Origin of the sequence: Streptomyces sp. Ru62, from assembly GCF_002920615.1 — a bacterium.
Classification (GTDB): Bacteria; Actinomycetota; Actinomycetes; order Streptomycetales; family Streptomycetaceae; genus Streptomyces.
Genome location: NZ_PQSU01000017.1, coordinates 143,540 through 169,563 on the forward strand (window position 1 = coordinate 143,540; position 26,024 = coordinate 169,563).

Annotated in this window: 25 protein-coding genes; 9 read left to right on the forward strand and 16 right to left on the reverse strand. The window is 72.9% G+C overall.

Features of this window, described 5'->3' with window-relative positions:
- Positions 1-386 precede the first annotated feature (386 nt).
- The 5 genes from C3492_RS23790 to C3492_RS23810 all read right to left on the reverse strand — a co-directional run bounded on the left by C3492_RS23790 (position 387) and on the right by C3492_RS23810 (position 4,021).
- Positions 387-1,232, reverse strand: a complete 846-nt coding sequence (locus C3492_RS23790; RefSeq protein WP_258055847.1) for an alpha/beta hydrolase — start codon at positions 1,230-1,232, stop codon at positions 387-389.
- Between the two features lie 281 nt (positions 1,233-1,513).
- Positions 1,514-1,855 (reverse strand): hypothetical protein, encoded by a 342-nt coding sequence (locus C3492_RS23795; protein WP_103813785.1) that lies wholly within the window; start codon positions 1,853-1,855, stop codon positions 1,514-1,516.
- Entirely contained in the window at positions 1,852-2,514 is a 663-nt protein-coding gene (locus C3492_RS23800; protein WP_103813787.1) for an RNA polymerase sigma factor, read from the reverse strand. The genes C3492_RS23795 and C3492_RS23800 overlap by 4 nt, the downstream gene beginning before the upstream one ends.
- A 63-nt stretch (positions 2,515-2,577) precedes the next feature.
- Positions 2,578-3,057, reverse strand: coding sequence for a hypothetical protein (locus C3492_RS23805; RefSeq protein WP_103813789.1), 480 nt, complete (start codon positions 3,055-3,057; stop codon positions 2,578-2,580).
- Between the two features lie 268 nt (positions 3,058-3,325).
- A complete protein-coding gene (locus C3492_RS23810; protein WP_103813791.1) occupies positions 3,326-4,021 on the reverse strand; it encodes a type 1 glutamine amidotransferase domain-containing protein in 696 nt (231 codons plus the stop codon).
- 140 nt (positions 4,022-4,161) lie between these two features.
- Between C3492_RS23810 and C3492_RS23815 the strand changes: the two genes are divergently transcribed.
- Positions 4,162-5,298, forward strand: a complete 1,137-nt coding sequence (locus C3492_RS23815) for a LysR substrate-binding domain-containing protein (protein WP_103813793.1) — start codon at positions 4,162-4,164, stop codon at positions 5,296-5,298.
- 82 nt (positions 5,299-5,380) lie between these two features.
- Here the strand turns inward: C3492_RS23815 and C3492_RS23820 are convergent, their stop codons facing one another.
- The gene (locus tag C3492_RS23820) at positions 5,381-5,980 is read right to left on the reverse strand and encodes an HD domain-containing protein (RefSeq protein ID WP_103813795.1); all 600 of its coding nucleotides are present in this window, start codon (positions 5,978-5,980) and stop codon (positions 5,381-5,383) included.
- 211 nt (positions 5,981-6,191) lie between these two features.
- Between C3492_RS23820 and C3492_RS23825 the strand changes: the two genes are divergently transcribed.
- Complete coding sequence (locus C3492_RS23825) at positions 6,192-6,548, forward strand: cupin domain-containing protein (protein WP_103813797.1); 357 nt, start codon at positions 6,192-6,194, stop codon at positions 6,546-6,548.
- Between the two features lie 72 nt (positions 6,549-6,620).
- Here C3492_RS23825 and C3492_RS23830 read toward each other — a convergent pair whose 3' ends face one another.
- The 3 genes from C3492_RS23830 to C3492_RS23840 all read right to left on the reverse strand — a co-directional run bounded on the left by C3492_RS23830 (position 6,621) and on the right by C3492_RS23840 (position 9,935).
- Entirely contained in the window at positions 6,621-7,595 is a 975-nt protein-coding gene (locus C3492_RS23830) for a D-cysteine desulfhydrase family protein (RefSeq protein ID WP_103813799.1), read from the reverse strand.
- A gap of 130 nt (positions 7,596-7,725) precedes the next feature.
- Positions 7,726-9,081 (reverse strand): VWA domain-containing protein, encoded by a 1,356-nt coding sequence (locus C3492_RS23835; protein ID WP_103813801.1) that lies wholly within the window; start codon positions 9,079-9,081, stop codon positions 7,726-7,728.
- Positions 9,078-9,935: a MoxR family ATPase gene (locus tag C3492_RS23840; RefSeq protein ID WP_103813803.1), complete on the reverse strand. Its 858-nt coding sequence runs from the start codon at positions 9,933-9,935 to the stop codon at positions 9,078-9,080. The genes C3492_RS23835 and C3492_RS23840 overlap by 4 nt, the downstream gene beginning before the upstream one ends.
- A gap of 137 nt (positions 9,936-10,072) precedes the next feature.
- Here C3492_RS23840 and C3492_RS23845 point away from each other — a divergent pair, with 137 nt between their 5' ends.
- From C3492_RS23845 to C3492_RS23860, 4 genes are all read left to right on the forward strand, one after another.
- A complete protein-coding gene (locus tag C3492_RS23845; RefSeq protein WP_103813805.1) occupies positions 10,073-10,645 on the forward strand; it encodes a TetR/AcrR family transcriptional regulator in 573 nt (190 codons plus the stop codon).
- 169 nt (positions 10,646-10,814) lie between these two features.
- The gene (locus C3492_RS23850; RefSeq protein WP_103813807.1) at positions 10,815-11,495 is read left to right on the forward strand and encodes an ABC transporter permease; all 681 of its coding nucleotides are present in this window, start codon (positions 10,815-10,817) and stop codon (positions 11,493-11,495) included.
- Positions 11,492-12,163 (forward strand): ABC transporter permease, encoded by a 672-nt coding sequence (locus C3492_RS23855; protein ID WP_103813809.1) that lies wholly within the window; start codon positions 11,492-11,494, stop codon positions 12,161-12,163. Before C3492_RS23850 ends, C3492_RS23855 begins: the two co-directional genes overlap by 4 nt.
- Entirely contained in the window at positions 12,160-13,173 is a 1,014-nt protein-coding gene (locus tag C3492_RS23860; RefSeq protein ID WP_258055849.1) for an ABC transporter substrate-binding protein, read from the forward strand. The genes C3492_RS23855 and C3492_RS23860 overlap by 4 nt, the downstream gene beginning before the upstream one ends.
- 6 nt (positions 13,174-13,179) lie before the next feature.
- Here the strand turns inward: C3492_RS23860 and C3492_RS23865 are convergent, their stop codons facing one another.
- From C3492_RS23865 to rhaI, 7 genes are all read right to left on the reverse strand, one after another.
- Positions 13,180-14,334, reverse strand: a complete 1,155-nt coding sequence (locus tag C3492_RS23865) for an ABC transporter ATP-binding protein (RefSeq protein WP_103813811.1) — start codon at positions 14,332-14,334, stop codon at positions 13,180-13,182.
- A 74-nt stretch (positions 14,335-14,408) separates the two neighbouring features.
- A complete protein-coding gene (locus tag C3492_RS23870; protein WP_103813813.1) occupies positions 14,409-15,050 on the reverse strand; it encodes a lactate utilization protein C in 642 nt (213 codons plus the stop codon).
- Positions 15,047-16,525: a LutB/LldF family L-lactate oxidation iron-sulfur protein gene (locus C3492_RS23875; protein WP_103813815.1), complete on the reverse strand. Its 1,479-nt coding sequence runs from the start codon at positions 16,523-16,525 to the stop codon at positions 15,047-15,049. The genes C3492_RS23870 and C3492_RS23875 overlap by 4 nt, the downstream gene beginning before the upstream one ends.
- A complete protein-coding gene (locus C3492_RS23880) occupies positions 16,522-17,277 on the reverse strand; it encodes a (Fe-S)-binding protein (RefSeq protein WP_103813817.1) in 756 nt (251 codons plus the stop codon). Before C3492_RS23880 ends, C3492_RS23875 begins: the two co-directional genes overlap by 4 nt.
- Before the next feature lie 72 nt (positions 17,278-17,349).
- A complete protein-coding gene (locus C3492_RS23885; protein WP_181140516.1) occupies positions 17,350-18,813 on the reverse strand; it encodes a rhamnulokinase family protein in 1,464 nt (487 codons plus the stop codon).
- Positions 18,810-20,849: a bifunctional aldolase/short-chain dehydrogenase gene (locus C3492_RS23890; RefSeq protein WP_103813953.1), complete on the reverse strand. Its 2,040-nt coding sequence runs from the start codon at positions 20,847-20,849 to the stop codon at positions 18,810-18,812. Before C3492_RS23890 ends, C3492_RS23885 begins: the two co-directional genes overlap by 4 nt.
- 132 nt (positions 20,850-20,981) lie before the next feature.
- Positions 20,982-22,142, reverse strand: coding sequence for an L-rhamnose isomerase (gene rhaI / locus C3492_RS23895; protein ID WP_103813821.1), 1,161 nt, complete (start codon positions 22,140-22,142; stop codon positions 20,982-20,984).
- A 307-nt stretch (positions 22,143-22,449) separates the two neighbouring features.
- On the opposite strand from rhaI, the gene C3492_RS23900 reads away from it, so the two are divergent.
- From C3492_RS23900 to C3492_RS23910, 3 genes are read left to right on the forward strand one after another with little or no spacing between them, the layout of a single operon-like run.
- A complete protein-coding gene (locus C3492_RS23900) occupies positions 22,450-23,967 on the forward strand; it encodes a sugar ABC transporter ATP-binding protein (protein ID WP_103813823.1) in 1,518 nt (505 codons plus the stop codon).
- On the forward strand, positions 23,964-25,034 hold the full coding sequence (locus tag C3492_RS23905) for an ABC transporter permease (protein ID WP_103813825.1): 1,071 nt from the start codon (positions 23,964-23,966) through the stop codon (positions 25,032-25,034). The genes C3492_RS23900 and C3492_RS23905 overlap by 4 nt, the downstream gene beginning before the upstream one ends.
- Entirely contained in the window at positions 25,027-26,001 is a 975-nt protein-coding gene (locus C3492_RS23910; protein WP_103813827.1) for an ABC transporter permease, read from the forward strand. The genes C3492_RS23905 and C3492_RS23910 overlap by 8 nt, the downstream gene beginning before the upstream one ends.
- The last annotated feature ends 23 nt before the right edge of the window (positions 26,002-26,024 follow it).

Below are 26,024 nucleotides of genomic sequence, written 5' to 3' on the forward strand. Positions count from 1 at the left end.
GCCTGGTTACGTCCAGGCACGCTACCCGGCTGCGATCAGCGAGCTGCACCGGCTGACCCGGAACCACGTGATGGTGCGGCCCTTCCAAGGCGACGAGGACGACGTCCTCTACTGGCTGGAGCACCTGCTGGCTTTCGAGGGGTGCCGGTGTGGAGGCACAGTCTGCGCCGCAGGAAGCATCCGCCGACAAGGTACCCGTACTCACCGGGATTCGCCCGGCAGCCCCCGAGGGCCTGCCGTCGCCGGCGTCCCGGCTGCACGGTCTGGCCGTCAGGGCGGGGCAGTCAGCGGCCGCGGATCGCGTGACCCGTCTGTTCGGCCGCACGACATGCCCGGACTGTGCTTCGGAGGTCTCGGTCCCGGATCAGATCGCGTGAAGTGACGGGTCAGCCCACGGAGCGGGCCGCGGTGGTGATGACCTTGGCCACCGCGTCCGGGTGTGAGATGAGGGTGAGGTGTGACCCGCCCCTGAAGACGGTCGTCTTCGCGTGGGCGCGACGAGCCATGCGCTGTTCCGACTGCGGGGTGATGATCCGGTCGCCCGTACTGATGAAGTACCAGGACGGGATCGTCTTCCAGGCGGCGTGCTTCGACGGCGTGTCGAACGCGGCCGTCGAGGCGGCTCGCTGTGTCGCCCACAGGCTCTCGGCCTGGTTGGGGGGCAGGTCACTGGCGAAGTCCTTGACGAATATGTTCTTCTTCAGATAGAGGTTCTTCGCCCCGGACGGAGCCTGAGGGTATGCCACGGTGTCGAACAGTGTGCTGGGTGGCGCGTTCAGCGCCGACGTGGAACCGCTCAGCGATCCGTTGGTCTCACCGACGGCGGGCGCGGCGGCGTCCACGTACACCAACGCCTTGACGTTCTTGGTCTCCGCGGCGGCGTTGGTGATGACACTGCCCCCGTAGGAGTGTCCGACCAGCACCACCGGACCCCGCACCGTCTTGAGGAAGTCGGCAATCGTCTGCGAGTCGGTGGTCAGGTTCTGCAGGGGATTGGCGATGGCGCGTACCTGGTACCCCTCACCACGGAGGATCTTGACCTCGCCGTTCCAGCTGGAGGCGTCGGCCCAGGCGCCGTGAACCAGCACGATGGTGGGTTTGGCGGCGGCCGGGGAGGCCGTTGCCGGCAGGCCCGCGGCGGAGGCGGGCGCCGGGAGGAGCGCGGAGACGGCGAACGAGATGCCGGCCGCGGCGGCCGCGTAACGGAACGAGTGCGTTCGGTGCATACCCATACCCACAGTTCTTCAGCCGGGAGGTGACCGCGACACTGGTTACGGGGGAGCGACGACCTGCTGTGCGGTGTCATCCGAGATCCCCGGGCACCGGCGGCCACGGGCCTGGCACTGCACGGCCCACACGCCCAATGTGCCATGCGCCGCACCGCCTCGCACTCGGAGCGGCAGGCCGTGACGGCCGGGTCTGCCGGAAGACCGGCGCGGACGGTGGCGGCAATCCCAACGCCTCTCTCCGCCAACCGCGTTGAGTGCCGCGGCCGTGTCACCGCGGGGCGGGCTCACGGTTGCCGGGCGCTCGGGGACGGTTCGGGCGTGGACGGGGCCACCGGACTCGGGACGGGGGCCGGCGTGCCGATCGGTGGATGCGGGGAGCGGGCCGGCTCGGCCGGGCGGGCCGGTTCGTGGCGCACCGAGAGGAAGACCAGCGCGGCCACGGCGGCCAGGACCAGCACGCCCGCCACCGCCCGGCGCACCAGCACCCGCCGGAACAACGCCGGGCCGGTCGGCGGGGGCAGGGGCCGCAGGTCGGCCGGGCCGACGGAGAGCGCCCGCGCGGCCAGCGCGGCCCGCAGCCGCTCCTCCACCTGCGTCGCCGTGGTCCCCGTACCGGACTCGTTCATCGCAGCCCCTCCAGACGCCGGCCGAGGGCGTCCAGCGCCCTGCTGGCCGTGGACTTGACGGCACCCCGCGACAGACCGAGCGTCGTCGCGATCTCGGCCTCGGTCAGATGCGACCAGTAGCGCAGCACCAGCACCTCCCGCTGCCGCCGGGTCAGCGTGCCCAGCGCCGCCAGCACCTCCCGGTGGTCCTCGTGCAGCAGCACGTCCTCCTCGGGGGCGGGCGCGTGTCCCTCCGGGACGGGGGTGTGCGCCCGTGCGGTCCTGCGTCGGCGCAGCACCGAGCGGGCCGCGTTGACGACACTGGTCCGCAGATACGCCTCCGGGTCGTCCAGCCGCGCGAGCCGGTGGCCGTGCCGCCGGAACAGCGCGGTGAACGCGTCCTGGACGACGTCCTCGGCCGTGGGCAGGTCGTCCACCAGCAGCACCGCCAGGCGCACCAGGGACAGCCGGCGGTGGTGGTACAGCTCCTCGAAGCCCGGTGGCCGCCCGGCTTCCACGGTGGTCCGGGTGCCGGCACGGGGTCCGGTGCCGGGCGCGGCCGGTGTCGTACCGGCGTGGGTGCGGGCGAGGACGCGGGTCCGCAGCGCCGCTGTCAGGCGCCGCCAGGACGCGGGCCGCTCCCAGGGCACGGCCGTCGCCGGTGGTGTCGCTGTCGTCATGGATCTCCCGGAGCCGGGTGCGGGGGAGCCGCCACGCGACGGCTCCCCCGCACCGGCCCTGCTTCAGTGCTGCTGCGGAACCGGTGCCGGCGTGGCGTGACGGTGGTGCGGTACGGGCGCCGGACGCGGGTGGCCCGGAGCGGGCGCCGGGTGCCCGGGCGCGGGAGCGGCGGTGGACGGCACCGGGCTCGGGGCGGCCGGTCCGGGGGTGGCGGGCACCGGGGAAGGCGTGGCCGTCGCGGGTGCCGGGGCGGGGCTCGTCGTGCGTACGGGGGAGGGGACGGGGGACGGGGTTCCCGTGCGCACCGGCGACGGGACCGGGGACGGGGCCGCCTGGTCACGCGCCGGGGCCGGGGCGGCGGCACTCCGGGAGTGGGCCGCGGGGTGGGCGGCGCCGCTCTCGGCGGTGGCCGGGCTGTCGTCCTGGGCCGCCTGGGCGGTCAGGGTGCCGGCGACGGCCAGGGCCGCGCCTACGGCGGAGACCCCCAGGACGGCGCGCAGCCGGTGGGTGCGGTTCGGGCGCGGGGCACGGTGTACGGACATGTGATCCTTCGGTCGCTCAGGGTCGGACAACTGGACGAGGTGGAGGCCTCCACCCCGACAGACGTCCGACCCCGGGCGAGGTTGCGGGTGAGGCCCGGCGAATTTTCCGGCACCCGCTCCGGCACCCCGTGTTCCGGCACCCGATCCGCCACCTTGCGCTTCGGCACCCCGCGCTCCGGCACCTCGTGTTCCGCCACCCGTTCCCCGTCACCTGCCATGCGCCGAACGACCGCCGGCGCCCGGCCTCCGGCCCCCGGCCCGAGGTGCCTCAGCCCAGCTGCTTCAGCAGTTCCTCGGCGACCGGGGCCGAGGAGGCCGGGTTCTGGCCGGTGATCAGGTTGCGGTCCACCACGACGTGCGGCGCCCACGGCTCACCCGCCCGCACCTCGACGCCCGCCTCGGTCAGCCGGTCCTGGAGCAGCCACTTGGCCTGTCCGGCGAGGCCGCCCTGGGTCTCCTCCTCATTGGTGAAGGCCGCCGCGCGGTATCCGGCGAAGGCGTTGCCGCCGTCGGAGCGGACCGCGGCGAGCAGGGCGGCCGGACCGTGGCAGACCACGGCCAGCGGCTTGCCCGAGTCCAGGGCCGCCACCAGCAGCCGGCCCGACTCGGCGTCCACGGCCAGGTCCTCCATGGGGCCGTGCCCGCCCGGGTAGAACACGGCGGCGAAGTCGGCGAGGTCCACCTCCGCGAGCTTCACCGGCGTCCGCAGCTCCGTCATCTCCTCCAGCGCGCGGGCGATCTCGTCGGCGTTCTCCTGACCGCCGTTGACCTCGGCGGCCAGGCTCGCCCGGTCGACCGGTGGCACCACACCGCCCGGCGTGGCGACGACGACCTCGTGACCGGCGGCCTTGACGGCCCGGTAAGGGACCACGGCCTCCTCGGCCCAGAAGCCGGTCGGGTGCGCGGTGCCGTCGGCGAGCGTCCAGTGATCGGCGCCGGTCATCACGAACAGGATCTTCGACATGGGGTTCTCTCTCCAGAAGGCTTGCGTCCACAGGCGGATCGGGGCCGCGGATGCGGGGGTTCGCGCCTGCGCAAAACAACGTAGGCGAGACGACCCATAGGCAGCCAATGAAGCACCGAATGACTGACATTGGGTTTCCTATGGCTGCCGGGGAATACGCGGCGGCCATACTCGGACCCGTGGAGACCGCATCCCTCGCTTCCCTCGACCTGAACCTGCTGCGCACCTTCCTCGCGGTGTACCGCTCCGGTTCCTTCACCGGCGCCGCCCGGCTGCTCGGACTGTCACAGCCCACGGTGACGACGCAGATGCGCGCACTGGAACGGCAGACCGGCCGGGAGCTGTTCGAACGGCTGCCGCGCGGGGTCAGGCCGACCCCGGTGGCCGACGAGCTCGCGGCGCGGATCGCCGCGCCCCTGGACGAGCTGGCCGCCGTCGCCAGCCCCACCCCGCCGGCCGGGGCCCGGGCCGAGCCCGTCCATCTGGCCGGACCGGCGGAACTCCTGTGCAGCAGGGCGCTGCCGGCCCTGGCGCCGCTGATCGCCGAGGGCGTACGGCTGCGGGTGGCGACCGGGCTGACCGATCCGCTGCTGGACGAACTGCGGGCCGGCCGCCACGACCTGGTGATCGCCACCACCCGCCCACGCGGCCGTACGTTGCACGCCGTCCCCCTCACCGACGAGGAGTTCGTGCTGGTCGCGGCCCCGATCTGGGCAGAGCGACTGACGGGGCGACTGACGGGGCGAGGGCCCGCGCGCGCGGCTGAGGACGAGGTCCACGGACAGGCCCCCGGCGTGCGGGGCGCCGAGCGCCAAGGCTCCATCGGGCAGGGCAGCGAGCCTCAAGGGTCCAACGAGCAGGGCGCCGAGCGTCCAGCGTCCGCCGGCCGGAACGCCGAGAAGCAAGCGCCCGCCGTGCCGGACTCCTTCGACCCCGCCGTCCTGCACGAGGTTCCGCTCATCACCTACGCCGAGGATCTGCCGATCGCCCGCCGTTACTGGCGGCACGTCTTCGGCCGGCGTCTGTCGCGCACCGCCGCCGTGACCGTCCCCGATCTGCGCGGGGTGCTCGCGGCCGTGGCCGCCGGCGCCGGGTTCAGCGTGCTGCCCCGCTATCTGTGCCAGGACCTCCTGGCGTCCGGCGCGCTCGTCGCGCTGCTGGAACCGGAGGACCCGCCGATCAACACCGGCTTCCTCGTCCAGCGCCCCGGTGCCTCCGACAACCCCGACGTGGCCCGAGTCCGCGCCCTCCTGCTGCGGGCGGCGCGCAGTTGGTAGGCGGGTGGGCGGTGTCGTTCAGGACGAGGCGGTGGAGGACACGGCTCGGCACCGTCGGCACCGAGAGAGGGCGCGAACACGGTCACTTCCGGCCGAGAGGGTGGGACATCTGGTACGCCAGCCTGCGGTCCGCGCCCTCCCCGACGGCGGTCAGGGCTTCGTCCAGTTCCATGAACCACTGCCAGGCGGGCCGTCCGTCGGCCTCGGCCAGCCGCGCCACCACCAGGTCCTCCAGCTCCGGGACGCGCTTGTTCTTCCAGATCTTGTCTGCCAGGCTCACCAGCAGGTCCTCCACGCCGGTCCCGGGAGCCGTCCAGGACGCGTGGGTGCCGGCGAACCGGGCGAGGCCGGCCGGCACACCGTGCTCCAGCAGCAACTCCCGTCCCGCCGCCTCGTGCCGGGCGCCGGGACCGGACAGCTCGGCCGGGTGCCGGGTCTTGCCGATGTCGTGCGTGGCGGCACCGAACAGCACCGCGTCCGCGTCCAACTCCAGCCGTGGACAGTGCAGTCGTACCCACGTCAGGAGCTGTGCCGCGACATCGTGCACCGCGCGCAGGTGGGCCACCAGCCGTGGGGGTGCGTCGACTTGCTCCAGCAGTAGGGCGACCCGCCCGGGCAGGGGGCGCAGGGGCGGGTCGTCGAGGTCGTCCGTCGCGATCGACGGTGTGTCGCCGGCTGTCACCGTGCCAGGGTAATGAGGGATGTGCGTCCACGGTCTGCCGGCCGGCGCTCCTGACATCGTTGTCCCGTCCTCCCTGGATGGCGGTGCCTGGTTGCGGGGCCGACGATGGTCCCGTGGGGTACGGCCGCCGCAGCGCCGGTGCCGTCCGAGGCCGCCGGGGGACGCAGGCCGGCCCCGGCCGCGGTGAGCGGCCGGAAGGGAGGACACCGTCATGCTGGAAGTGAAGACGGTCGAGAAGCCGGACGAACGGCGCGACTTCCCCCGCGGCCACCTCGAAGCCCTCCACCTGAGCGGGCTCGACTTCGCCGTGGGCACGTTCGAACCCGGGTGGCGCTGGTCGGAGTCCGTGGCGCCGATCGCGGGCACCGAGAGCTGCATGGTCCACCACAACGGGTACGTGGTGCAGGGCCGGATGCACATCCGTATGGACGACGGCGGCGAGAGCGAGGTCGGCCCCGGCGACGTCTTCGTCTGCTCGCCCGGCCACGACGCCTGGGTGGTCGGCGACGAGCAGGTCGTGCTCCACGACTTCGCCGGGACGATGGCGAACGAGTACGCGAAGGGCTAGTCGGCCACTGGATCCGTCCGCCGGTCCCCTTGCCCCGCCGGGCCGCCCTGGGAGCGGCCCGGCGGAGTCGGTCTACACGCCGAAGACCCGCGCCTCCTCCTCCGCGAAGGCGATCGTGTCCGGGTGGCCGAACAGGCCCGGGAGACCGCCCGTGTGCAGGAAGACCGTCCGCTCGCCCGGGCGGACGGTGCCGTCGCGGACCGCGGCGTACAGGCCGGCCAGGGCGCGGCCGGTGTAGATGGGGTCGAGGACCAGGCCCTCGGTGCGGGCGGCGAGACGGAGTGCTTCCCGTACCGGGGCGGTGAGGGTCGCGTAGCCGGCGCCCACCTGGTCCCGGCGGATCCGCAGCGTGTCCGGCGTGACACCCTCCGCCGTGAGCGGTGCGGTGAACTCCGCGACCGCCGCGGCCGGATCGGCCAGCGCGCCCACGTCGACGCCGAGCACCGAACCGCCGCCCAGGGCCGCGACCAGCCCGGCCATCGTGCCGCCCGAGCCCAGGGCCACGACCGCCGTACGCAGGTCGGGCAGTTGCTCGCGCAGCTCGGTGCCGCAGCGTACGTAGCCCCTGGCTCCCAGCGTGCTGGACCCGCCGAACGGGATCAGTGCCGGGCGGGCGCCCGCGGACCGCAGGCGCGCGCAGACCTCGGCCGCCGCCGCGTCCAGCCCGTTTTGGTCCACCTCGCCGGCCCAGGCGAGCCGCGCCCCGAACAGGCCGTCCAGGGCGAGGTTCCCGGAGCGGGAGGCGCCCGGGGTGCCGCGCAGGACGAGGACGACGTCCAGCCCGAGCCGGGCGCCCGCGGCGGCGGTCAGCCGGGCGTGGTTGCTCTGCGGGGCACCGGTGGTCACGAGCGTGTCCGCGCCCTCGGCGAGGGCCGCGCCCACCGTCCACTCCAGCTTGCGGATCTTGTTGCCGCCGCCGCCCAGGCCGGTCAGGTCGTCCCGCTTCACCCACAGGTCCTCCGGCCCGAGCCCGAGCGCGGCGGCGAGCCGGGGCGCCGGTTCCAGGGGGGTGGGGAAGCTGCCCAGGGGCACGGGCGGGTGGGTCATGGTGACGTCCTTGGGTCGGTGTCGGCGTTGGGGCCAGTCGATCACGGCCGGGCGCCCGGCGTCATACCGGCGGCAAGACCGCTGCTCACCGCGCGGAGCGGATCAGCCGATCCAGGTCACAGGCCCGGCCTCACACCGGGAGCAGGCCCGCGATCAGCGCGCTGAGCTGCGCGGCCGTGCGGCACTCGTGCATCTGCACCAGCTCGGCGTACGCGGGCGCGGCCGAGTCACCGGTGCCCCAGCGGTCGCGTGGCTCGGGGTTGAGCCAGTAGACGCGCCGGGCGCGCCGGGCCAGTTCGCGTACGGCGGGGAGGTTCGGGTCGCTCATGTTCGTGCGGGCGTCACCGAGGACGAACACCGTCGTGCGCGGCCCCACCGCACCGCCGTACCGCTCGGCGAACTCGCCCAGCGCCACGCCGTAGTCACTGCTGCCGTGCCAGCCGGTGAGCGTGGCCTCGGCGCGGATGCGGGCGCCGAGCCCGTCGGGGTCGGCGCGGCCGTGGTCGAGCAGGCCGGTGACCTCGTCGAGCCGGTTGACGAACGCGAACACGCGCACCTTGCTGAACTGGTCGTGCAGGGCCTGCACGAGGAGCATGGTGAAGTCCGAGAAGCCGGACACCGAGCCCGACACATCGCAGAGCAGGACCAGTTCGGGCCGGACCGGACGGCGCCGCCGCAGCACCGGCCGCATCGGCACGCCCCCCGTGGACAGCGAGGAGCGCAGGGTGCGGCGCAGGTCGATCGTGCCGCGTGCGGCCCGGCGGCGGCGCGCGGCGAGCCGGGTGGCCAGCTTCCGCGCCAACGGCTGGACCGCCCGGCGGAGTTCGGTCAGCTGGTCCCGGTTCGCGATCAGGAAGTCGACCCGGTCGGCGGTCGGCCGCACACCCCGCCGCGCGATCTCGTCCCGCCCCCGCCGCTCGGCCACCCGGCGCCGGGCCTCCGCCCCCACCAGCCGCCGGAACTCCTCGATGCGGCGCCGGATCTCGTCGTCCAGCAGCCGGTCCGCGAACCCGGCGCCGCCGTCGCCGTCCCGGCCCCGGACGTCGGCCCGCACCCGGGCCAGCAGGGTCTGGGGGCGCAGCCGGTCCAGGGTCTGGTACGCCGACCAGCCGTCCGAGCCCGGTGAACTCCCGTACCCGCCCAGGCCGTCGACCGCCTCCGCCGCCAACCGGGCCATCATCGCCCGGTCGTCCGCCGCCAGCGCCTCGGCGAGCCGGTCGCGCAGGGTCTCCCGGTCCCGGGGAGCGCCCTTGGGACCGCCGACTCCGCTCGGGAAGTAGAGGTCGAAGACCGAGTCGAACAGGGCACGTTGGCCCGGTCCGTGCAGCAGCGTAGCCGCCAGCCCCTCGCGCAGGCGCTCCCGGTCCGCGAGTCCCAGCACCTCCACCGCCCGGGCCGCGTCCACGGTCTCCCCGGTGCCGATCCGCACCCCGTGCGCGCGCAGCGCCGCGGCCAGGCCGGTGATCCGGTCGGCGACGGCGGTCACAGCGCTTCCAGGTCGAGCTTGGCCGCCGCCTTCTGGATGTCGTCCTGGTGCTTGAGGATCACCCCGAGGGTGTCCCGTACGACGGTCTCGTCCAGTGTGCCGGCGCCCAGGGCGAGCAGGGTGCGGGCCCAGTCGATGGTCTCGGCGACGGACGGCACCTTGCGCAGGTCCATCGCGCGCAGCGCGCCGACCACCCGGACCACCGACTCCGTCAGCGCCGCGCCGAGGCCGGGCACCTTCAGCCGTACGATCCGCCGCTCCAGTTCCTCCTCGGGGAAGCCGATGTGCAGGAACAGGCAGCGGCGGCGCAGCGCCTCGGACAGCTCGCGGCCGGCGTTGGAGGTGAGGACGACGAACGGGCGGCGGGTCGCGGTGACCGTGCCCAGCTCCGGGACCGTGACCTGGAAGTCGCTGAGCACCTCCAGCAGCAGCCCTTCCATCTCGACGTCGGCCTTGTCGGTCTCGTCGATGAGCAGCACGGTCGGCTCGTCACCGCGGATGGCGGTCAGCAGCGGGCGGGGGAGCAGGAACTCCTCGGTGAAGATGTCGGTACGGGTCTCGTCCCAGCTCTCGCCGTGGCCCGCGCTGATGCGCAGCAGCTGCTTGGCGTGGTTCCACTCGTACAGCGCCCGGGACTCGTCCACGCCCTCGTAGCACTGGAGCCGGACCAGCCGGGCCCCGCCGACCTGGGCGACGGCCTTGGCCAGCTCGGTCTTGCCGACCCCGGCGGGGCCCTCCACCAGCAGCGGCTTGCCCAGCCGGGCGGCGAGGAACACGGTCGTGGCGACGGCGGGGGAGGCGAGGTAGCCGGTCTCGGCGAGGCGGGCGGAGACGTCGTCGACGGACGTGAACAACGGGGCCTCCGGCGAGGTCGGGGACAGGGTCCGGGAGGAGCGGTTTCCGATCTCCTATCTAAGCGCTTGTTCAGCTTGGGCGCCATGGTATACACCGATCGGTCTCCTTCGGGCCGGTGTCGCGATAACCTCGCGGTATGACCAGCAGAGAGAAGGTGTCCCCCCGCGACCGGCTGCTCGACGCCGCCGCACGGCTCTCCTACAGCGACGGCGTCTCCATCGGCATCGAGGCGCTGTGCCGGGAGGCGGGCGTTTCCAAGCGGTCGATGTACCAGCTCTTCGACAGCAAGGACGAGATGCTGGCCGCCAGCCTGGAGCGGCGGATGCCGGCGTACCAGGCCCGGCTGACCCACCCCGATCCGGCGGCCGCGACCCCGCGCGAGAGCATCCTGTACGTCTTCGGACAACTGGAGAAGGGCTCCGTGGAACCCGAGTACCACGGCTGCCCCTACCTGGCCGTGCTGGTCGAGGTGAAGGATCCCGAGCATCCGGCGAGCGCGGTCGCCCGCGAGGCCAAGGACATCCTGCTGGGCGTCTTCCGCGAGGAGGCGGAGCGGGGCGGCGCGCGGGATCCCGAGCTGCTCGCCCGCCAGCTCCTGCTCGTCTTCGACGGCGCCAGCGCCCGGGCCGGCGCCCGGGTGGAACACCTGGACGACGGACTCGCCACGACCACGGTGACGGCCCTGCTGGACGCGGCGGGGGTCCGCTAGCCCCCGGCCCGCGGCGCGAGCCGTCACGGCAGGCCCCCGTGCTTGCCGCCACGGCATGCCCCCATGCCTGCGGCCACGACACGTCCCGTGCGAGCCACCACGACACCCGCCCCCCCGTCCGGGCCACCACAACGCGCCACCGTCCTCGGCCGCCCGGTGCAATGGACCCGTGACCGCGCCCCCGGACGACTGCCTCGCGCGTAACGAGTGGATCTGCGGTGCCTATCTCAGCACCCGCCGGCAGATCCTGCTCGACGCGGTCGTCCAGCATCTCCAGCTGACCTTCCTGTCGGTCCTGACCGGCCTGGTGATCGCGCTGCCGCTGGCGGTGCTGGCCCGTCGCTGGGGCTGGGCGGCCGGTCCGGTCCTCGCCCTGACGACGATCCTCTACACCATTCCGTCGCTGGCCATGTTCTCCCTGCTGCTGCCCCTCTACGGCCTCTCGGCCACCCTGGTCGTCGCCGGGCTGGTGCTGTACTCGCTCACCCTCCTCGTCCGGAACATCCTCGCCGGCCTGCGCGCGGTCCCGGAGGAGACCCGGCAGGCCGCACGGGGGCTCGGCTACGGGCCCGTCCGCCTGTTGCTCACCGTGGAGCTGCCCCTGGCCCTGCCCGCCGCGATGGCCGGCCTGCGCATCGCCACCGTCTCAGCGGTCTCCCTGCTCACGGTCGGCGCGATCGTCGGCTTCGGCGGTCTCGGCAACCTCATCTACGCCGGCATGAACACCTACTTCAAGGCCCAGGTGCTCACCGCCTCCGTGCTGTGCGTGCTGATCGCCGTAGCCGCCGACCTGCTCCTGCTGGGCGTGCAGCGGCTGATCACCCCCTGGACGCGGGCGGCCCGTCCATGAGCACCCTCACCGCCGCCTGGGACTGGCTCACCGACCCCGCCCACTGGTCGGGCGACGACGGCATCCGGCACCGGCTGCTCCAGCACCTCTCGCTCACCGTCGTCTGCCTGGCCCTCAGCTGTCTGATCGCGCTGCCCGTCGCACTCGTCCTCGGCCACCTCGGCAAGGGCGGCGCGCTCGCCGTCAACATCTCCAACGTCGGCCGGGCCGTGCCCACCTTCGCCGTGCTGGTCCTGCTCCTGCTGACCCCGGTCGGGAGGTGGGGGGACGGCCCCACGGTGGTCGCCCTCGTGCTGTTCGCCGTACCGCCGCTGCTCACCAACGCCTACGTCGGCATGCGGGAGGTCGACCGGAGTGTCGTCCAGGCTGCCCGAGGCATGGGCATGACCGGCCGACAGCTGTTGTTCCACGTGGAACTGCCCCTTTCGCTCCCCCTCCTGCTGAACGGCGTGCGGATCGCCGCAGTCCAGCTCGTCGCCACCGCCACGATCGCCGCGCTCGCGGGCGGCGGCGGCCTCGGCCGGATCATCACGGCGGGCTTCAACCTGGCCAGCACGCCCCAGGTGGTCGCGGGCGCGCTGCTCGTCGCGGTGTTCGCCCTGCTCGTCGAAGGTGTCTTCGAGATCGCCGAGCGAGTGGCACCCGCCTGGGTCCGGGGCGGCCGATGAGAGGCCGCACGGCACCTGCCGCCTGCACCCTCCTCGGCCGCCGTACGGCACGCGTCAGGGCCGCCCTCCTCAGCCGCCGTACCGCACTCGCCACGGCCGGCCTCCTCGCCCTGGGCGCCTGTGCCACCGGTCCGTCCCTGGAGGACCGCGGCCAGGTCACCGCCCCGCCCGGGGACAGCCGTCATCTGACCATCGGCTCGGCCGGCTTCACCGAGAGCGATCTGCTCGCCCAGATGTACGCCCAGCTGCTCGACCAGGCCGGCTACAAGACGTCCCTGCTCACGGTCGCCAACCGGGAACTGTACGAACCCGCCCTGGAGTCCGGCCAGATCGACGTCGTACCCGAGTACGCGGCGACCCTGGCCGACTGGCTGAGCGCCAAGACCCACGGCGCCGACGCGCCCCCGGTCGGCTCGCCCGACCTCGGCACCACGATGAAGGCCCTGCGCGCCCTCGCCGCACCCCGCGGTCTCACCGTCCTGCCGCCCGGCCGCGCCGTCGACCAGAACGCCTTCGCGGTGACCGCCGCCTACGCCCGCCGACACCACCTCAGGACCCTCAGCGACCTCGGCGCCTCCGGACTGAAGGTACGGCTCGCGGCGGGCGACGAATGCGTGCGACGGCCGTACTGCGCACCCGGACTGAAGAAGGTGTACGGCATCGACATCACCGGCGTCGATCCCAAGGGTGTCGGCACGACCCAGGCCAAACGGGCCGTGCAGGAGGGCCGCGACCAGATGGTGCTGACCACCACGACCGACGCCACCCTCGACTCCTTCGGCCTGGTCCTGCTCGCCGACGACAAGCGACTGCAGAACGCCGACTACGTCGTCCCGGTCGTCAACCGCTCCCGCGCGGGCGGTGCCGGCGTGGCGAAGGCGCTCGGCCGGCTCAACGACGTGCTCACCACCGGGGACCTGGCCGCCATGAACCGGCAGGTCGACAGCTGGCGGCGGCTGCCCGCCGACGTGGCCCGCGCCTACCTCAAGGAGAAGGGCCTGCTCAACTGACCCGGCTCAGGCGTCCGCCACCGAGTCGAACGGCACCTGCCCCCGCGCCACCCCGCGCGCGTCGGCGTCCACCGAGCGGCGCAGCGCCTCGTGCAGCTTCGCCGGGGTCAGCACGCCGAGGAACCGCGCCCCGTCCAGCACGGCGACCCACCCGGCGTCGTGCTGGAGCATCACCCCGAACGCCTGCTTCAGCGGCGCGCCGACCGGCACCCAGGCGGTCATGCGGTGGGCGAGGTCCCCCACCGTGCCGCCCGCCGGCAGTTCCTCCACACCGACCCAGCCGTGCAGGTCACCGCCCGCGTCCAGGACCACCGCCCACCGGGCGCCCGTGGACCGCAGCCGCTCCAGCGCCCGCGCGGCCGGCTCGTCAGGGCGGGCCACGGGCGGCTGCTCCAGGTCGTCCGGCTCGATCGCGGTGACCGACAGCCGCTTCAGCCCGCGGTCGGCGCCCACGAAGGAGGCGACGTATTGGGTCGCGGGCGACCCGAGCACCGCGCCGGGCGTGTCGAACTGCTCGATGCGGCCCTGCCCGTACACGGCGATCCGGTCGCCGAGCCGGACGGCCTCCTCGATGTCGTGCGTGACCAGCAGCACCGTCTTGCGCACCGCCGCCTGCATCCGCAGGAACTCGTCCTGCAACTGCTCGCGCACCACCGGGTCGACCGCGCCGAACGGCTCGTCCATCAGCAGCACCGGCGGATCCGCGGCCAGCGCCCGCGCCACGCCGACCCGCTGCCGCTGCCCGCCGGACAGCTGCTCCGGATAGCGCGGTCCGTAGGTCTTCGGATCGAGCCCCACCAGGTCCAGCAGCTCGGCCGCCCGGGCCCGTGCCTTCGCCCGCTTCCAGCCGAGCAGCGCGGGCACGGTCGCGGTGTTGTCCAGGACGGTGCGGTGCGGGAAGAGGCCCACCTGCTGGATGACGTACCCGATCCGGCGGCGCAGCCGGACCGGGTCGACGGTCGCGATGTCCTCGCCGCCGACGAGGATCCGGCCGGAGGTCGGCTCGATGAGCCGGTTCACCATCATCATGGTCGTCGTCTTGCCGCAGCCCGAGGGCCCGACGAGCGTGACCAGTTCCCCCTCGGCCACCTCGAAGGAGAGGTCGTCCACGGCCGTCGTACCGTCCGGAAACCGCTTGGTGACCTGCTCGAACCGGATCATTCCCTCAACGTACGGCAGGACGCCGCCCGCCTCACTCCGTCGTGCCCCGACCGGCGGACGCCCGGGCAGTGCGGTCAGCCGAGCAGGATCACCTCCAGGGTGCGCGGGCCGTGCACGCCCTCCACCCGGTCCAGCTCGATGTCGCTGGTGGCCGACGGGCCGGAGATCCAGGTCAACGGGCGGGTGGGGTCGAGGCGTTCGAGGGCCTGGGGGACGGAGGAGACGACCTGGTCCGGGACGCGGACGACACAGATGTGGTGGTCCGGGACGAGCGAGATACGGCGGCGGCCCTGGTCGGGGGAGCCGTCGAGCACGATCGTGCCGGTCTCGGCGATCGCCACGGCACACCCCGTCACCACACTGTCCACCCGGTCCAGCCGCTGGGCGGTGTCCGCCACCCGGTCGTGGATCCGCACGGGATCGGCGGCGGACATCCACTCCGGCGGCAGCCCCGGAGGAACGAGCACCTCCTGTGAGCCGCGCTCGGCCAGCAGCCGCATGACGAGCAGCGGCAGCTCCTCCGCGTCGCAGCGGTGCACGACGGCCCGGTAGTCCACCAGGTTCTCCGCCAGCAGCTCCACCGTCTCCCCGGTGGTCCGCCGCCCGTGCTCGCGCAGGTAGTCCCGGGGCACGGCCTCCTCGTACGGCCCCTCGTCCGCGGGCACGTCCGCGAGCGCGCGCCGCACCCGGCCCAGGATCCGCTCCCTGCTGCTCACTTGGCACCGTCCTTCCCGCCGCGCGTGCGCTGCCACCAGTCCCGGAACGGTTCGGGCGGCACGGCCGGCAGGTCCCGGGTGCCGCTCCACGCCCGGCCGGGGCCCGGCAGCGTACGGAGGTGCAGCCGGCGGGTGCGGGAGGCCAGCCGCTGGCCGGTGCGCAGGGCGCCCGGGTGGGTGAAGGCCCAGCGCGCCGCCCGCATCGCCCCCCGTTCGGCCGCGTGGCCCTTCGCCGGCTGGAGGACCACCGTGTTGCCCTGCCGCACCGCCGGACCGCCCTCGACCACCCGCTCCCGCAGGTGCACCAGCACCTCGGGGATGTCGATGGCGACCGGGCACACCTCGTAGCAGGCCCCGCACAGGCTCGACGCGTACGGCAGGGAGGCGTCGATCTCGCCGGCCGTGCCCCTCAGCTGGGGGCTGAGGATGGCGCCGATGGGCCCGGGGTAGACCGAGCCGTACGCGTGCCCGCCCGCCCGCTCGTACACCGGGCACACGTTCAGGCAGGCGGAGCAGCGGATGCAGCGCAGCGCCTGCCGGCCGACCCGGTCGGCGAGGGTGTCGGTGCGGCCGTTGTCGAGCAGGACCAGGTGGAAGGTGCTCGGACCGTCGCCGTCCGTCGTTCCCGTCCACATGCTGGTGTACGGGTTCATGCGCTCGGCGGTGGAGGAGCGGGGGAGGGTCTGCAGGAAGACCTCCAGATCGCGCCAGGTGGGCACCACCTTCTCGATGCCGACGACCGAGATCAGCGTCTCCGGCAGGGTCAGGCACATCCGGCCGTTGCCCTCGGACTCCACGACGACCAGCGTGCCGGTCTCGGCGACCATGAAGTTGGCGCCGGAGATGCCGACCTTGGCGCGCAGGAACTTCTCCCGCAGGTGCAGCCGGGCGGCCTCGGCGAGTTCGGCGGGCGTGTCCGTCAGGCCCTCCGGGGCAGGGCGGCCCCACTCGCCCATCTCGGTGCGGAAGATGTCCCGGATCTCGCCCCGGTTGCGGTGGATGGCCGGGACCAGGATGTGCGAGGGGCGGTCCTTGCCCAACTGCACGATCAGTTCGGCGAGATCGGTCTCGTAGGCGCGGATGCCCTCGGCCTCCAGGGCTTCGTTGAGGCCGATCTCCTGCGTGGCCATCGACTTGACCTTGACGACCTCCGACTCGCCGGTCTCCTTGACCAGCCGGGCGACGATCCGGTTGGCCTCCTCGGCGTCCGCCGCCCAGTGGACCGTACCGCCGGCCGCGGTGACCGACTCCTCCAACTGGAGGAGGTAGCGGTCGAGGTGGCGCAGGGTGTGGTCCTTGATCCGGCTGCCCGCCTCGCGCAGCGCCGCCCAGTCGGACAACTCGCCCACCGCCTTGGCCCGTTTGGCCCGGATGGTGTGGGTGGCGTGGCGCAGGTTGCCCCGCAGGACGGGGTTGTGGACGGCGTCGTGCGCGGCCTTCGGGAAGGCCGGCATGCCGAGATACGTTCCGGTCATACGGCCGGGTCCTCCTCCGTGCTCGCCAGGATCTCCGCGATGTGCACCGGCCGCATCCCCGTGCGCAGCCGGCTCATCGTGCCGCCGAGGTGCATCAGGCACGAGTTGTCGGCCGCGCACAGCACCTCCGCGCCCGTCGACTCCGCGTTGCGCACCTTGTCGGCGCCCATCGCCGCCGACACCTCCGCGTTCTTCAGCGCGAACGTGCCGCCGAACCCGCAGCACTCTTCCGCGCCGGGCAGCTCGACCAGCTCCAGCCCCTTGACGGCCTGCAGCAGCCGGCGCGGCCGGTCGCCGAGCCCGAGGCCGCGCAGCCCGTGACAGGTCGGGTGGTAGGTCACCGTGTGCGGGTAGTAGGCGCCGACGTCGGTCACCCCGAGCACGTCGACCAGGAACTCCGTCAGCTCGTACGTCTTCGGCACCACCGGCGCCAGCGTCCGCGCCAGGGTGTCCCCGCGCCCCTCGGCCCGGGCCCGCTCACCCATGCGCGGATACAGCTCACGCACCATCGCCCCACAGGACCCGGACGGGGTCACGATCGCTTCGTACTCCCCGAAGACATCGGAGAAATGCCGGGCCAGTGGCTCGGCCTCATGCCGGTAGCCGGTGTTGTAGTGGGCCTGCCCGCAGCAGGTCTGCGCCATCGGGAAGTCGACGTCGACACCCAGTCTGGTCAGCAGCTTCACCACGGCCCGGCCGGTGTCCGGATACAGCGTGTCGTTGACACAGGTCAGGAACAGGGCGACACGCATCGCGGCTCCTCGGTGTCGGTCATCGGACGAGTGCAGAGTAATCGGCGGGCGGCGCCGAGGGGAGACCGCGGCTCACCGTGCGGCGAGCCGGGCCTGGGCCGCCCGCCACGGGCCGGTGTCGCCGCGGGGCGTGTACCGGGTGAGCGGCTGGGTCCGGACGAGCAGCCGGCGCTGGGCGGCGAGATCGCCGACGAGCCCGTCCGCGCGGGCCTGCACTAGGACGTTGCCGAGGGCCGCCGCCTCGGTGGCGCCGGCCACCACCGGCAGCCCGCAGGCGTCGGCCGTGAGCTGGCACAGCAGGGCGTTGCGGGTGCCGCCGCCGACCAGGTACACCACGTCCACCGGATGATCGGCCAGCCGCTGCGCGTCCAGCACGGCCCGCCGGTGGGCGAGGGCCAGCGAGTCGAGGATGCAGCGGGTGATCTCGGCCCGGCTCTCCGGCACCGGCTGCCCCGACGCGCGGCACGCCTCGGCGATCCGCCCCGGCATCCGCCCCGGCGCCAGGAACGCCGCGTCCCCGGCGTCCACCACCGAGCGCAGCGCCGGCACGGTGGCCGCCTCCCGCAGCAGCGCCCCGAGATCCGGCTCGCCCCAGGCCCGTACGCACTCCTGGAGCAGCCAGAGCCCCATGATGTTGCGCAGATAGCGGACGGTGCCGTCGAGCCCCAGCTCATTGGTGAAGTTCGCGGCCCGGCTCTCCTCGGTGAGCACCGGAGCGGACAGTTCCAGGCCGGCCAGGGACCAGGTGCCGGTGCAGATGTAGGCGAAGCGTTCCCCGGTCGCCGGGACGGCCGCCACCGCCGACGCGGTGTCGTGCGAGCCGACGGCCGTCACCGGCACCGGACCGGTGAGGCCGGTCTCCGCCAGCACCTCCGGCCGCAGCGCCCCGGCCGGATCGCCGGGCTGTCGCAGCGGCGCGAACAGGCGGAGGTCGATCCCCAGCCGCTCGGCGACCTCGTACGACCAGTCCCGGGTCCGGGGATCGACGAGCTGGGTGGTGGAGGCGTTGGTCAGTTCGGTGCCCTGCTCGCCGGTGAGCCAGTACGCCAGCAGGTCCGGGACCAGCAACAGCCGCCTGGCGTGGGCGAACTGCTCCGAGTTCCGGGCGGCCGTGAGCTGGTAGAGGGTGTTGAACGGCGCGTACTGGATGCCGGTCGCCGCGTACAGCTCCGCCGCCGGCAGGGTCGCCCACACCTTCTTTGCGACGCCCTCGGTGCGGGCGTCTCGGTAGTGCACGGGGTTGCCGAGCAGGGCCCCGTCGGCGTCCAGCAGGCCGTAGTCGACGGCCCAGCTGTCGATGCCCACGGAGGCGAGCCGTCCACCGCAGTGGGCACCGGCCGCCCGCAGCCCGTCGAGGACACCGCCGTAGAGCGCCAGGATGTCCCAGCGCAGCCCCTCGGGGACGCGCACCGGCCGGTTGGGGAACCGGTGCGCCTCGCTCAGCTCCACCGAGTCAGGACTCACCCGTCCCACCATCACCCGCCCGCTGGAGGCGCCGAGATCGACCGCGGCGTACGACTTCACTCCCGCGCTCATCGCAGGAACGCGGCCGCCACACCCGCGTCGACCGGGATGTGCAGCCCGGTGGTGTGCGTGAGCTCCCCGCCCGTGAGCGCGAACACCGCGTTCGCCACGTGCTCGGGCAGCACCTCCCGCTTCAGGATCGTCCGCTGCGCGTAGAACTCGCCCAGCTTCTCCTCCGGCACCCCGTACACCGCGGCCCGCTGCGCCCCCCAGCCCCCGGCGAAGATCCCGGACCCGCGCACCACACCGTCCGGGTTGACCCCGTTCACCCTGATCCCGTGCCCACCCAGCTCGGCGGCCAGCAGCCGCACCTGGTGGGCCTGGTCGGCCTTGCTGGCGGAGTAGGCGATGTTGTTCGGCCCGGCGAACACGGCGTTCTTGGAGGCGATGTAGACGATGTCACCGCCCAGCTCCTGCACGGTCATCACCCGCGCCGCTTCCCGCGACACCAGGAAGGACCCGCGGGCCATGATGTCGTGCTGGAGGTCCCAGTCCCTGACGGACGTCTCCAGCAGCGGCTTGGAGACGGAGATCCCGGCGTTGTTGACGACGAGGTCGACCCCGCCGAAGGCGAGGACGGCCGCCTTGAACGCGGCGGCGATCTGCTCCTCGTCGGTGACGTCCACGGTGACGGCGACGGCCTTGTCCGGCCCGCCCAGTTCCTCGGCGACCCGCGCGGCGCCGTCGCCGTTCAGATCGGCGACGACGACACACGCCCCCTCCGCCGCCAGCCGGTGCGCGATGGCCCTCCCGATCCCGCTGCCGGCCCCCGTGACGAGCGCGACCCGCGTGGCGAGCGGCTTGGGCCTCGGCATCCGCTGGAGCTTGGCCTCCTCCAGCGCCCAGTACTCGATCCGGAACTTCTCGGCTTCCTCGATCGGCGCGTACGACGACACCGCCTCGGCGCCGCGCATGACGTTGACGGCGTTGACGTAGAACTCGCCCGCCACCCGGGCGGTCTGCTTGTCCTTGCCGAAGCTGAACATGCCGACACCCGGGACGAGCACGACGGCCGGGTCGGCGCCGCGCATGGCGGGGGAGTCGGACAGGGCGTGCCGCCGGTAGTAGGCGGCGTACTCCTCGCGGTAGGCGGCGTGCAGCTCCCGCAGCCGCGCGACGGCGTCCTCCAGCGGCGCGGCCGGCGGCAGGTCCAGCACGAGCGGCCGGACCTTGGTGCGCAGGAAGTGGTCCGGGCAGGAGGTGCCGAGGGCGGCCAGCCGGGGGTGCTCGGCGCGGGCGAGGAAGTCGAGCACGACCTCGGAGTCGGTGAAGTGCCCGACCTGCGGCCGGTCCTGTGACGCGAGGCCCCGGACGTACGGCGCGAGCGCGGCGGCCCGCTCCCTCCGCTCGGCCTCGGGCAGGGCCTCGTACCCCTCGATGACCGGTCCGAACGGCTCCGCCTTCCCCCTCTCGGCGAGGAACGCCTCGGCGGTCCGGATGATGTGCAGCGAGTTCCGCTCGCACTCCTCGGACGTCGATCCCCACGCGGTGATCCCGTGCCCGCCGAGAACGCACCCGATGGCCTGCGGGTTGGCCTCCTTGATCGCGGCGATGTCCAGCCCGAGCTGGAACCCGGGCCGCCGCCACGGCACCCACACCACGCTGTCCCCGAAGCACTCGGCGGTCAGCTTCTCCCCGTCGGCCGCACACGCGAGCGCGATCCCCGAGTCCGGGTGCAGATGGTCCACGTGCGGGGCGTCCACCAGTCCGTGCATGGCGGTGTCGATGGAGGGGGCGGCCCCGCCCTTGCCGTGCAGACAGTAGTCGAACGCGCCGACCATCTCGTCCTCGCGCTCCACACCGGGGTACACGTCCACGAGGGCCCGCAGCCGGTCCAGCCGCAGCACGGCCAGCCCGGACTCGGTGAGCGTGCCGAGGTCACCCCCGGACCCCTTCACCCACATCAGCTCCACGTCACCCCCGGTGACGGGATCGGTGGCGGTGCCCTTCGCGGACGCGTTCCCGCCGGCGTAGTTGGTGTTGCGGGGGTCGGAGCCGAGGCGGTGGGAGCGATCGAGTAGAGCGTCGACTTCGGGATGGGTGGTCATGATCATGGGTTCCTTTTCAGAGCAGGGATGGACACAGGGGCGCGGGGCCGTGCCGATATGCGGCTCCGCCGCGTGGGCGCGGGAAACCACAACGGGCCCGCACCCCGCAACGGCGCTCAAGAGGCAGACGCTTCACGCCCCCCAACCGGCCTGCTCCCCGCCCACCCGCTCGGCGACGATCTTCTCGGCCCACCCGGACCGGGCATACGCACCCATCGGATCGGGATCCAGCCCCAGCTCCTCACGGACCTCGCCGAGGAGCCCCCGCACATCCGTGTTGTACGCGTCCATCAGCACGGCATTGGCCCCCAGCACGTCCCCCGAGGCCTGCGCCTCGGCCAGCGCCGCCCGATCGACCAGCAGCGCCTTCGCGGTGGCCTCCTGCACGTTCATGACCGACCGGATGATCGCCGGGATCTTCGCCTCGATGTTGTGGCACTGGTCGAGCATGAAGGCGACGTCGGAGGTGAACCCCCCGCCGCGGATCACCTCGCACATGATCCGGAAGAGCTGGAAGGGGTCGGCCGCCCCCACCATCAGGTCGTCATCGGCGTAGAAGCGCGAGTTGAAGTCGAACCCGCCGAGCTTCCCCTCCCGCAGCAGCGTGGCCACGATGAACTCGATGTTGGTCCCCGGCGCGTGGTGCCCGGTGTCGACGACCACCTGGGCCTTGTCGCCGAGCTTCAGACAGTGCGCGTAGGCGGTGCCCCAGTCCGGCACGTCGGTCGTGTAGAACGCCGGCTCGAAGAACTTGTACTCCAGCAGCATCCGCTGCCCGTCCCCCAGCCGCGCGTACACCTCGGTCAGCCCCTCGGCCAGCCGGTCCTGCCGGGCGCGGATGTCGTCCTGCCCGGGATAGTTCGTCCCGTCGGCGAACCACAGCTTCAGGTCCCGTGACCCGGTGGCGTCCATGATGTCGACGCACCGCAGCAGGTGGTCGACGGCCTTGCGCCGCACCGCCGCGTCCGGATGGCAGATGCTGCCCAGCTTGTAGTCGTCGTCCTGGAAGGTGTTGGAGTTGATCGCACCCAGCCGCACCCCCCGCTCCTCGGCGAACTTCGCGAGCGCCGCGTAGTCCTCCACGGTGTCCCACGGGATGTGCAGGGCGACCGTCGGCGCGACCCCGGTGAAGGCGTGCACCCGGGCCGCGTCCTCCAGCTTCTCCCAGGGTGAGCGCGGCACACCGGCCTGGGCGAACACCTTGAACCGGGTGCCCGAGTTCCCGTACGCCCACGACGGCGTCTCGACGGCCTGGGTCTTGAGCGCGGCCTTCACCGCGGTGAGGTCGGTCACTTGGGGGCTCCTGTGGTGTCGGGGGGACGACTGAGCGGAAGTCGGGCGGAACGACTGAGCATGCGAACGCCGGAATGTGAAACGATTCAGGACGGCAAGCTAGGTGCCGCCCGGAGGGGTGTCAAGGACTCCGGCCGACCCCGTCTTCCGTGACCCCGCTGTGACCTTTGGCTATCAAAAACTTTTCGATACGGACCCATTGACGCGACATGAGTGCGGTGCCTACGGTCCCGGCAATCCATTTGAAACCTTTCACGACACCGTGGCGGCCTCGCGGCCCCTCCGCCGGTGTCGTCGAGGAGCCCCCATGACCCACCCGCCTGACACGGGACCGGCCCCGGTGCTGGCACTGAAGGGCGTCTCGAAGTCCTTCGGCGCCGTACGCGCCCTGAGGGACGTCTCCCTTGAGCTGCTGCCCGGCGAGGTGCACGCCCTCGCCGGAGAGAACGGCGCGGGCAAGTCGACGTTGATCAAGACCCTCGCCGGAGTGCACCGGCCGGACACCGGTCAGGTGCTGCTCGACGGCGAGCCCGTCGTCTTCCACGGGCCCGGCGACGCCCGCGACGCCGGCATCGCCGTGATCTACCAGGAACCCACGCTCTTCCCCGACCTGTCGATCGCCGAGAACATCTTCATGGGCCGCCGGCCCCGCCGCGCTCTCGGCCGGATCGACCACAAGGCCACCCACGCGGCCACGGCGGCCCTGATGCGGCGGCTCGGCGTCGACCTCGACCCCGACCGGCCGGCCCGGGGCCTGTCCATCGCCGACCAGCAGATCGTGGAGATCGCCAAGGCGCTGTCCTTCGACGCCCGGGTCCTGATCATGGACGAGCCGACCGCCGCGCTCACCGGCAGCGAGGTCGCCCGCCTCTTCGGCGTCGTGCGCACCCTGCGCGAACAGGGCGCCGCCGTGCTGTTCATCTCCCACCGGCTGGAGGAGATCTTCGAGATCTGCCAGAAGGTCACCACGCTGCGGGACGGCGCCTGGATCGCCAGTGAGACGCTCGCCGGGATGACCGAGGACGACCTGGTCCGCCGCATGGTCGGCCGCGACCTGGCCGAGCTGTACCCGAAGCAGCAGGTCCGGGCCGGTGACGTCGCGCTCAGCGTGCGCCGGCTGACCCGCGAGGGCGTCTTCACCGACGTCTCCTTCGAGGTCCGGCGCGGTGAGATCGTCGGCCTCGCCGGGCTGGTGGGGGCCGGCCGCACCGAGGTCGCCCGGGCCGTGTTCGGCATCGACCGCTGGGACGCGGGCGAGGTCGAGGTCGGCGGGCGCCGGCTCACGAACGGCGCCCCGTCCGCCGCGATGGCGGCCGGACTGGCCCTCGTGCCGGAGGACCGGCGGGCCCAGGGCCTGGTGATGGACATGTCCATCGAACGGAACATCGGCCTGACCGGACTCCGTACGACCGCCCGGGCCGGGCTGGTGAACCGGACCGCCGAACGCAGCCGGTCCCTGGACTGGGCCGTGAAGCTCCAGGTGAAGTACGCCCGGATCGCCGACGCCGTCTCCACCCTGTCCGGCGGCAACCAGCAGAAGGTCGTCCTCGCCAAGTGGCTCGCCACCGGCCCCCAGGTGCTCATCGTGGACGAGCCGACCCGGGGCATCGACGTCGGCACCAAGGCCGAGGTGCACCGGCTGCTCGGCGAGCTGGCCGCCGACGGGGTCGCCGTCCTGATGATCTCCTCCGACCTGCCCGAGATCCTCGGCATGGCCGACCGGGTCCTGGTGATGCACGAGGGCCGGATCACCGCCGAGATAGCCCGCGCCGACGCCACCGAGGAGACCGTGATGGCCGCAGCCACCGGGAGGGCCGCCGCATGACGGTCACCACCACCGACGAGACCCCCGTCGCCGGGGCGCCCCGCTCCAGCGGCACCCGGCTGGTCGACCGGGTCTTCAAGATGCGCGAACTCGCCATCCTGGCCGTCTTCCTCGTGATGATCGCCGTCACCCAGGCCGGCAACAGCGAGTTCCTGTCCGAGCAGGGCATCAAGGACCTGCTCCTCAACGCGACGATCCTGGTGCTGGTCGCCACCGGCCAGTCACTGGTCGTCCTCAGCCGCAACGTCGACCTGTCCGTCGGCTCCACGCTCGGCATCAGCGCCTTCGCCGCCGGAACCTATCTCCAGGGCGGCGGGAACGCGGTCGTCGCGGTCCTGCTCGCCGTCCTGCTGGGCACCGGCCTCGGACTGCTCAACGGCCTCCTCGTCAGCCTCGGCCAGGTCCCCGCCCTCGTCGTCACGCTCGGCACCCTGTACGTCATCCGGGGCGTCGACTCCATCTGGGTCGGCTCCCGCCAGATCACCGCGGCCGATCTGCCCGGCGGCTTCGTCGACTTCGGCTCCGGCGGAGTCTCGGCGATCCCCTGGCTCGCGGTGATCGCGCTGGTGGTGCTCGTGGCCACCGGCTACTACCTCAAGCACTACGGCAGCGGGCGCGAGCTGTACGCCCTCGGCTCCAATCCGGAGGCGGCCCGGCTGGCCGGCATCCCGGTCCGCAGGCGCATCCTGGCCGCGTACACCTTCTGCGGAGCGCTCGCCGGACTCGCCGGCGCGATGTACCTGGCCCGGTTCGGCAACGTCGACTCCGGCACCGGCAACGGCTACGAACTCACCGTCGTCAGCGCCGTGGTGGTCGGCGGCATCGCCTTCACCGGCGGCTCCGGCAGCGTCTACGGCGCCGCCCTCGGCGCCCTGCTGCTCACCTCGATCAACAGTGTGCTCCCCGCGCTCGGCGTCAGCTCCGTGTGGGTGCTCGCCATCAACGGCGTCCTGCTGCTGCTCGCCATCGCCGTCGACCGGATCGTCGCGCTGCGCGTGGCCGCCGCCCTGAAGAAGAAGTCGGCCCCCAGGAGGTCCGCCATGGCGAAGGAGAAGGCCGGTGCCTGAGTCGCTCACCCGCGCGGTCCGCTGGGACACGGTCGTCGGCGCGCTGCTCATCGTCCTGTTGCTGCTGTCGTTCGGCTTCGTCGACGGCTTCGGCAACGCGCTCAACCTGTCGTTCCTCATCGGCAACACGCTCCCGATCGCGCTGATCGCCCTGCCGATGACCCTGCTGGTCGTCGCCGGCGAGATCGACCTGTCCGTCGCGTCCACCGCCGGGCTGTCCGGCGCGGTGATGGGCAAGCTGTGGAACGAGGGCATGGCCATCGAGACGATCATTCCGCTGTGCCTGCTGCTCGGGGTGGCGTGCGGGCTGGTCAACGGCCTGCTGGTGACCCGGCTCGGGCTGCCGTCGCTGGCGGTCACCATCGGCACGCTGGCGGCCTACCGGGGTATCGCGCAGATCGTGCTCGGCTCCGACGCCGTGACCGATTTCCCCTCGCAGTACCTGGACTTCGCCGCCGGCCGCATCGGTGACTCCTTCCTGCCGCAGGCCTTCCTGCCGTTCCTCGTGCTGCTCGCCATCGCCGTGGTACTGCTGCACGCCACGCCGTTCGGCCGGTCCCTCTTCGCCATCGGAGCGGGGGAGGAGGCGGCGCGGTTCGCGGGGATCCGGGTGAAGCGGACCAAGCTCCTGCTGTTCGTCGCCACGGGGGCCATGTCGGCGCTGACCGGTGTCTTCTGGGCGCTGCACTACGCCAGTGCCCGGTACGACAACGCCACCGGGCTCGAACTGTCCGTCGTCGCCGCCGTGTTGCTGGGCGGGATCGACTTCGACGGGGGCAAGGGCACGATCGGCGGTGCCGTCGCCGGGGTCTTCCTGCTCGGTGCGTTGCAGAACGTGATGAGCCTGCTCAACGTCTCGGCCCAGTCGCAGATCGTCGTCACCGGTGTGCTGCTCGTGGTGTCCGTGCTGGGCCCCCGGGTCGCCCGGCAGATCTCTCTCGCGCGGGCGGCCGGCTCCACCGGCTAGCCCGTCCGCCGGCCGCGTGCCGT

What these genes read in the sequence shown, in the direction of transcription:
- C3492_RS23790 (WP_258055847.1), bottom strand. Translation starts at nt 1,232, where the DNA reads ATGGGTATGCACCGAACGCACTCGTTCCGTTACGCGGCCGCCGCGGCC.
- C3492_RS23795 (WP_103813785.1), bottom strand. Translation starts at nt 1,855, where the DNA reads ATGAACGAGTCCGGTACGGGGACCACGGCGACGCAGGTGGAGGAGCGG.
- C3492_RS23800 (WP_103813787.1), bottom strand. Translation starts at nt 2,514, where the DNA reads ATGACGACAGCGACACCACCGGCGACGGCCGTGCCCTGGGAGCGGCCC.
- C3492_RS23805 (WP_103813789.1), bottom strand. Translation starts at nt 3,057, where the DNA reads ATGTCCGTACACCGTGCCCCGCGCCCGAACCGCACCCACCGGCTGCGC.
- C3492_RS23810 (WP_103813791.1), bottom strand. Translation starts at nt 4,021, where the DNA reads ATGTCGAAGATCCTGTTCGTGATGACCGGCGCCGATCACTGGACGCTC.
- C3492_RS23815 (WP_103813793.1), top strand. Translation starts at nt 4,162, where the DNA reads ATGGCTGCCGGGGAATACGCGGCGGCCATACTCGGACCCGTGGAGACC.
- C3492_RS23825 (WP_103813797.1), top strand. Translation starts at nt 6,192, where the DNA reads ATGCTGGAAGTGAAGACGGTCGAGAAGCCGGACGAACGGCGCGACTTC.
- C3492_RS23830 (WP_103813799.1), bottom strand. Translation starts at nt 7,595, where the DNA reads ATGACCCACCCGCCCGTGCCCCTGGGCAGCTTCCCCACCCCCCTGGAA.
- C3492_RS23845 (WP_103813805.1), top strand. Translation starts at nt 10,073, where the DNA reads ATGACCAGCAGAGAGAAGGTGTCCCCCCGCGACCGGCTGCTCGACGCC.
- C3492_RS23855 (WP_103813809.1), top strand. Translation starts at nt 11,492, where the DNA reads ATGAGCACCCTCACCGCCGCCTGGGACTGGCTCACCGACCCCGCCCAC.
- C3492_RS23860 (WP_258055849.1), top strand. Translation starts at nt 12,160, where the DNA reads ATGAGAGGCCGCACGGCACCTGCCGCCTGCACCCTCCTCGGCCGCCGT.
- C3492_RS23865 (WP_103813811.1), bottom strand. Translation starts at nt 14,334, where the DNA reads ATGATCCGGTTCGAGCAGGTCACCAAGCGGTTTCCGGACGGTACGACG.
- C3492_RS23875 (WP_103813815.1), bottom strand. Translation starts at nt 16,525, where the DNA reads ATGACCGGAACGTATCTCGGCATGCCGGCCTTCCCGAAGGCCGCGCAC.
- C3492_RS23880 (WP_103813817.1), bottom strand. Translation starts at nt 17,277, where the DNA reads ATGCGTGTCGCCCTGTTCCTGACCTGTGTCAACGACACGCTGTATCCG.
- C3492_RS23885 (WP_181140516.1), bottom strand. Translation starts at nt 18,813, where the DNA reads ATGAGCGCGGGAGTGAAGTCGTACGCCGCGGTCGATCTCGGCGCCTCC.
- C3492_RS23890 (WP_103813953.1), bottom strand. Translation starts at nt 20,849, where the DNA reads ATGACCACCCATCCCGAAGTCGACGCTCTACTCGATCGCTCCCACCGC.
- C3492_RS23900 (WP_103813823.1), top strand. Translation starts at nt 22,450, where the DNA reads ATGACCCACCCGCCTGACACGGGACCGGCCCCGGTGCTGGCACTGAAG.
- C3492_RS23905 (WP_103813825.1), top strand. Translation starts at nt 23,964, where the DNA reads ATGACGGTCACCACCACCGACGAGACCCCCGTCGCCGGGGCGCCCCGC.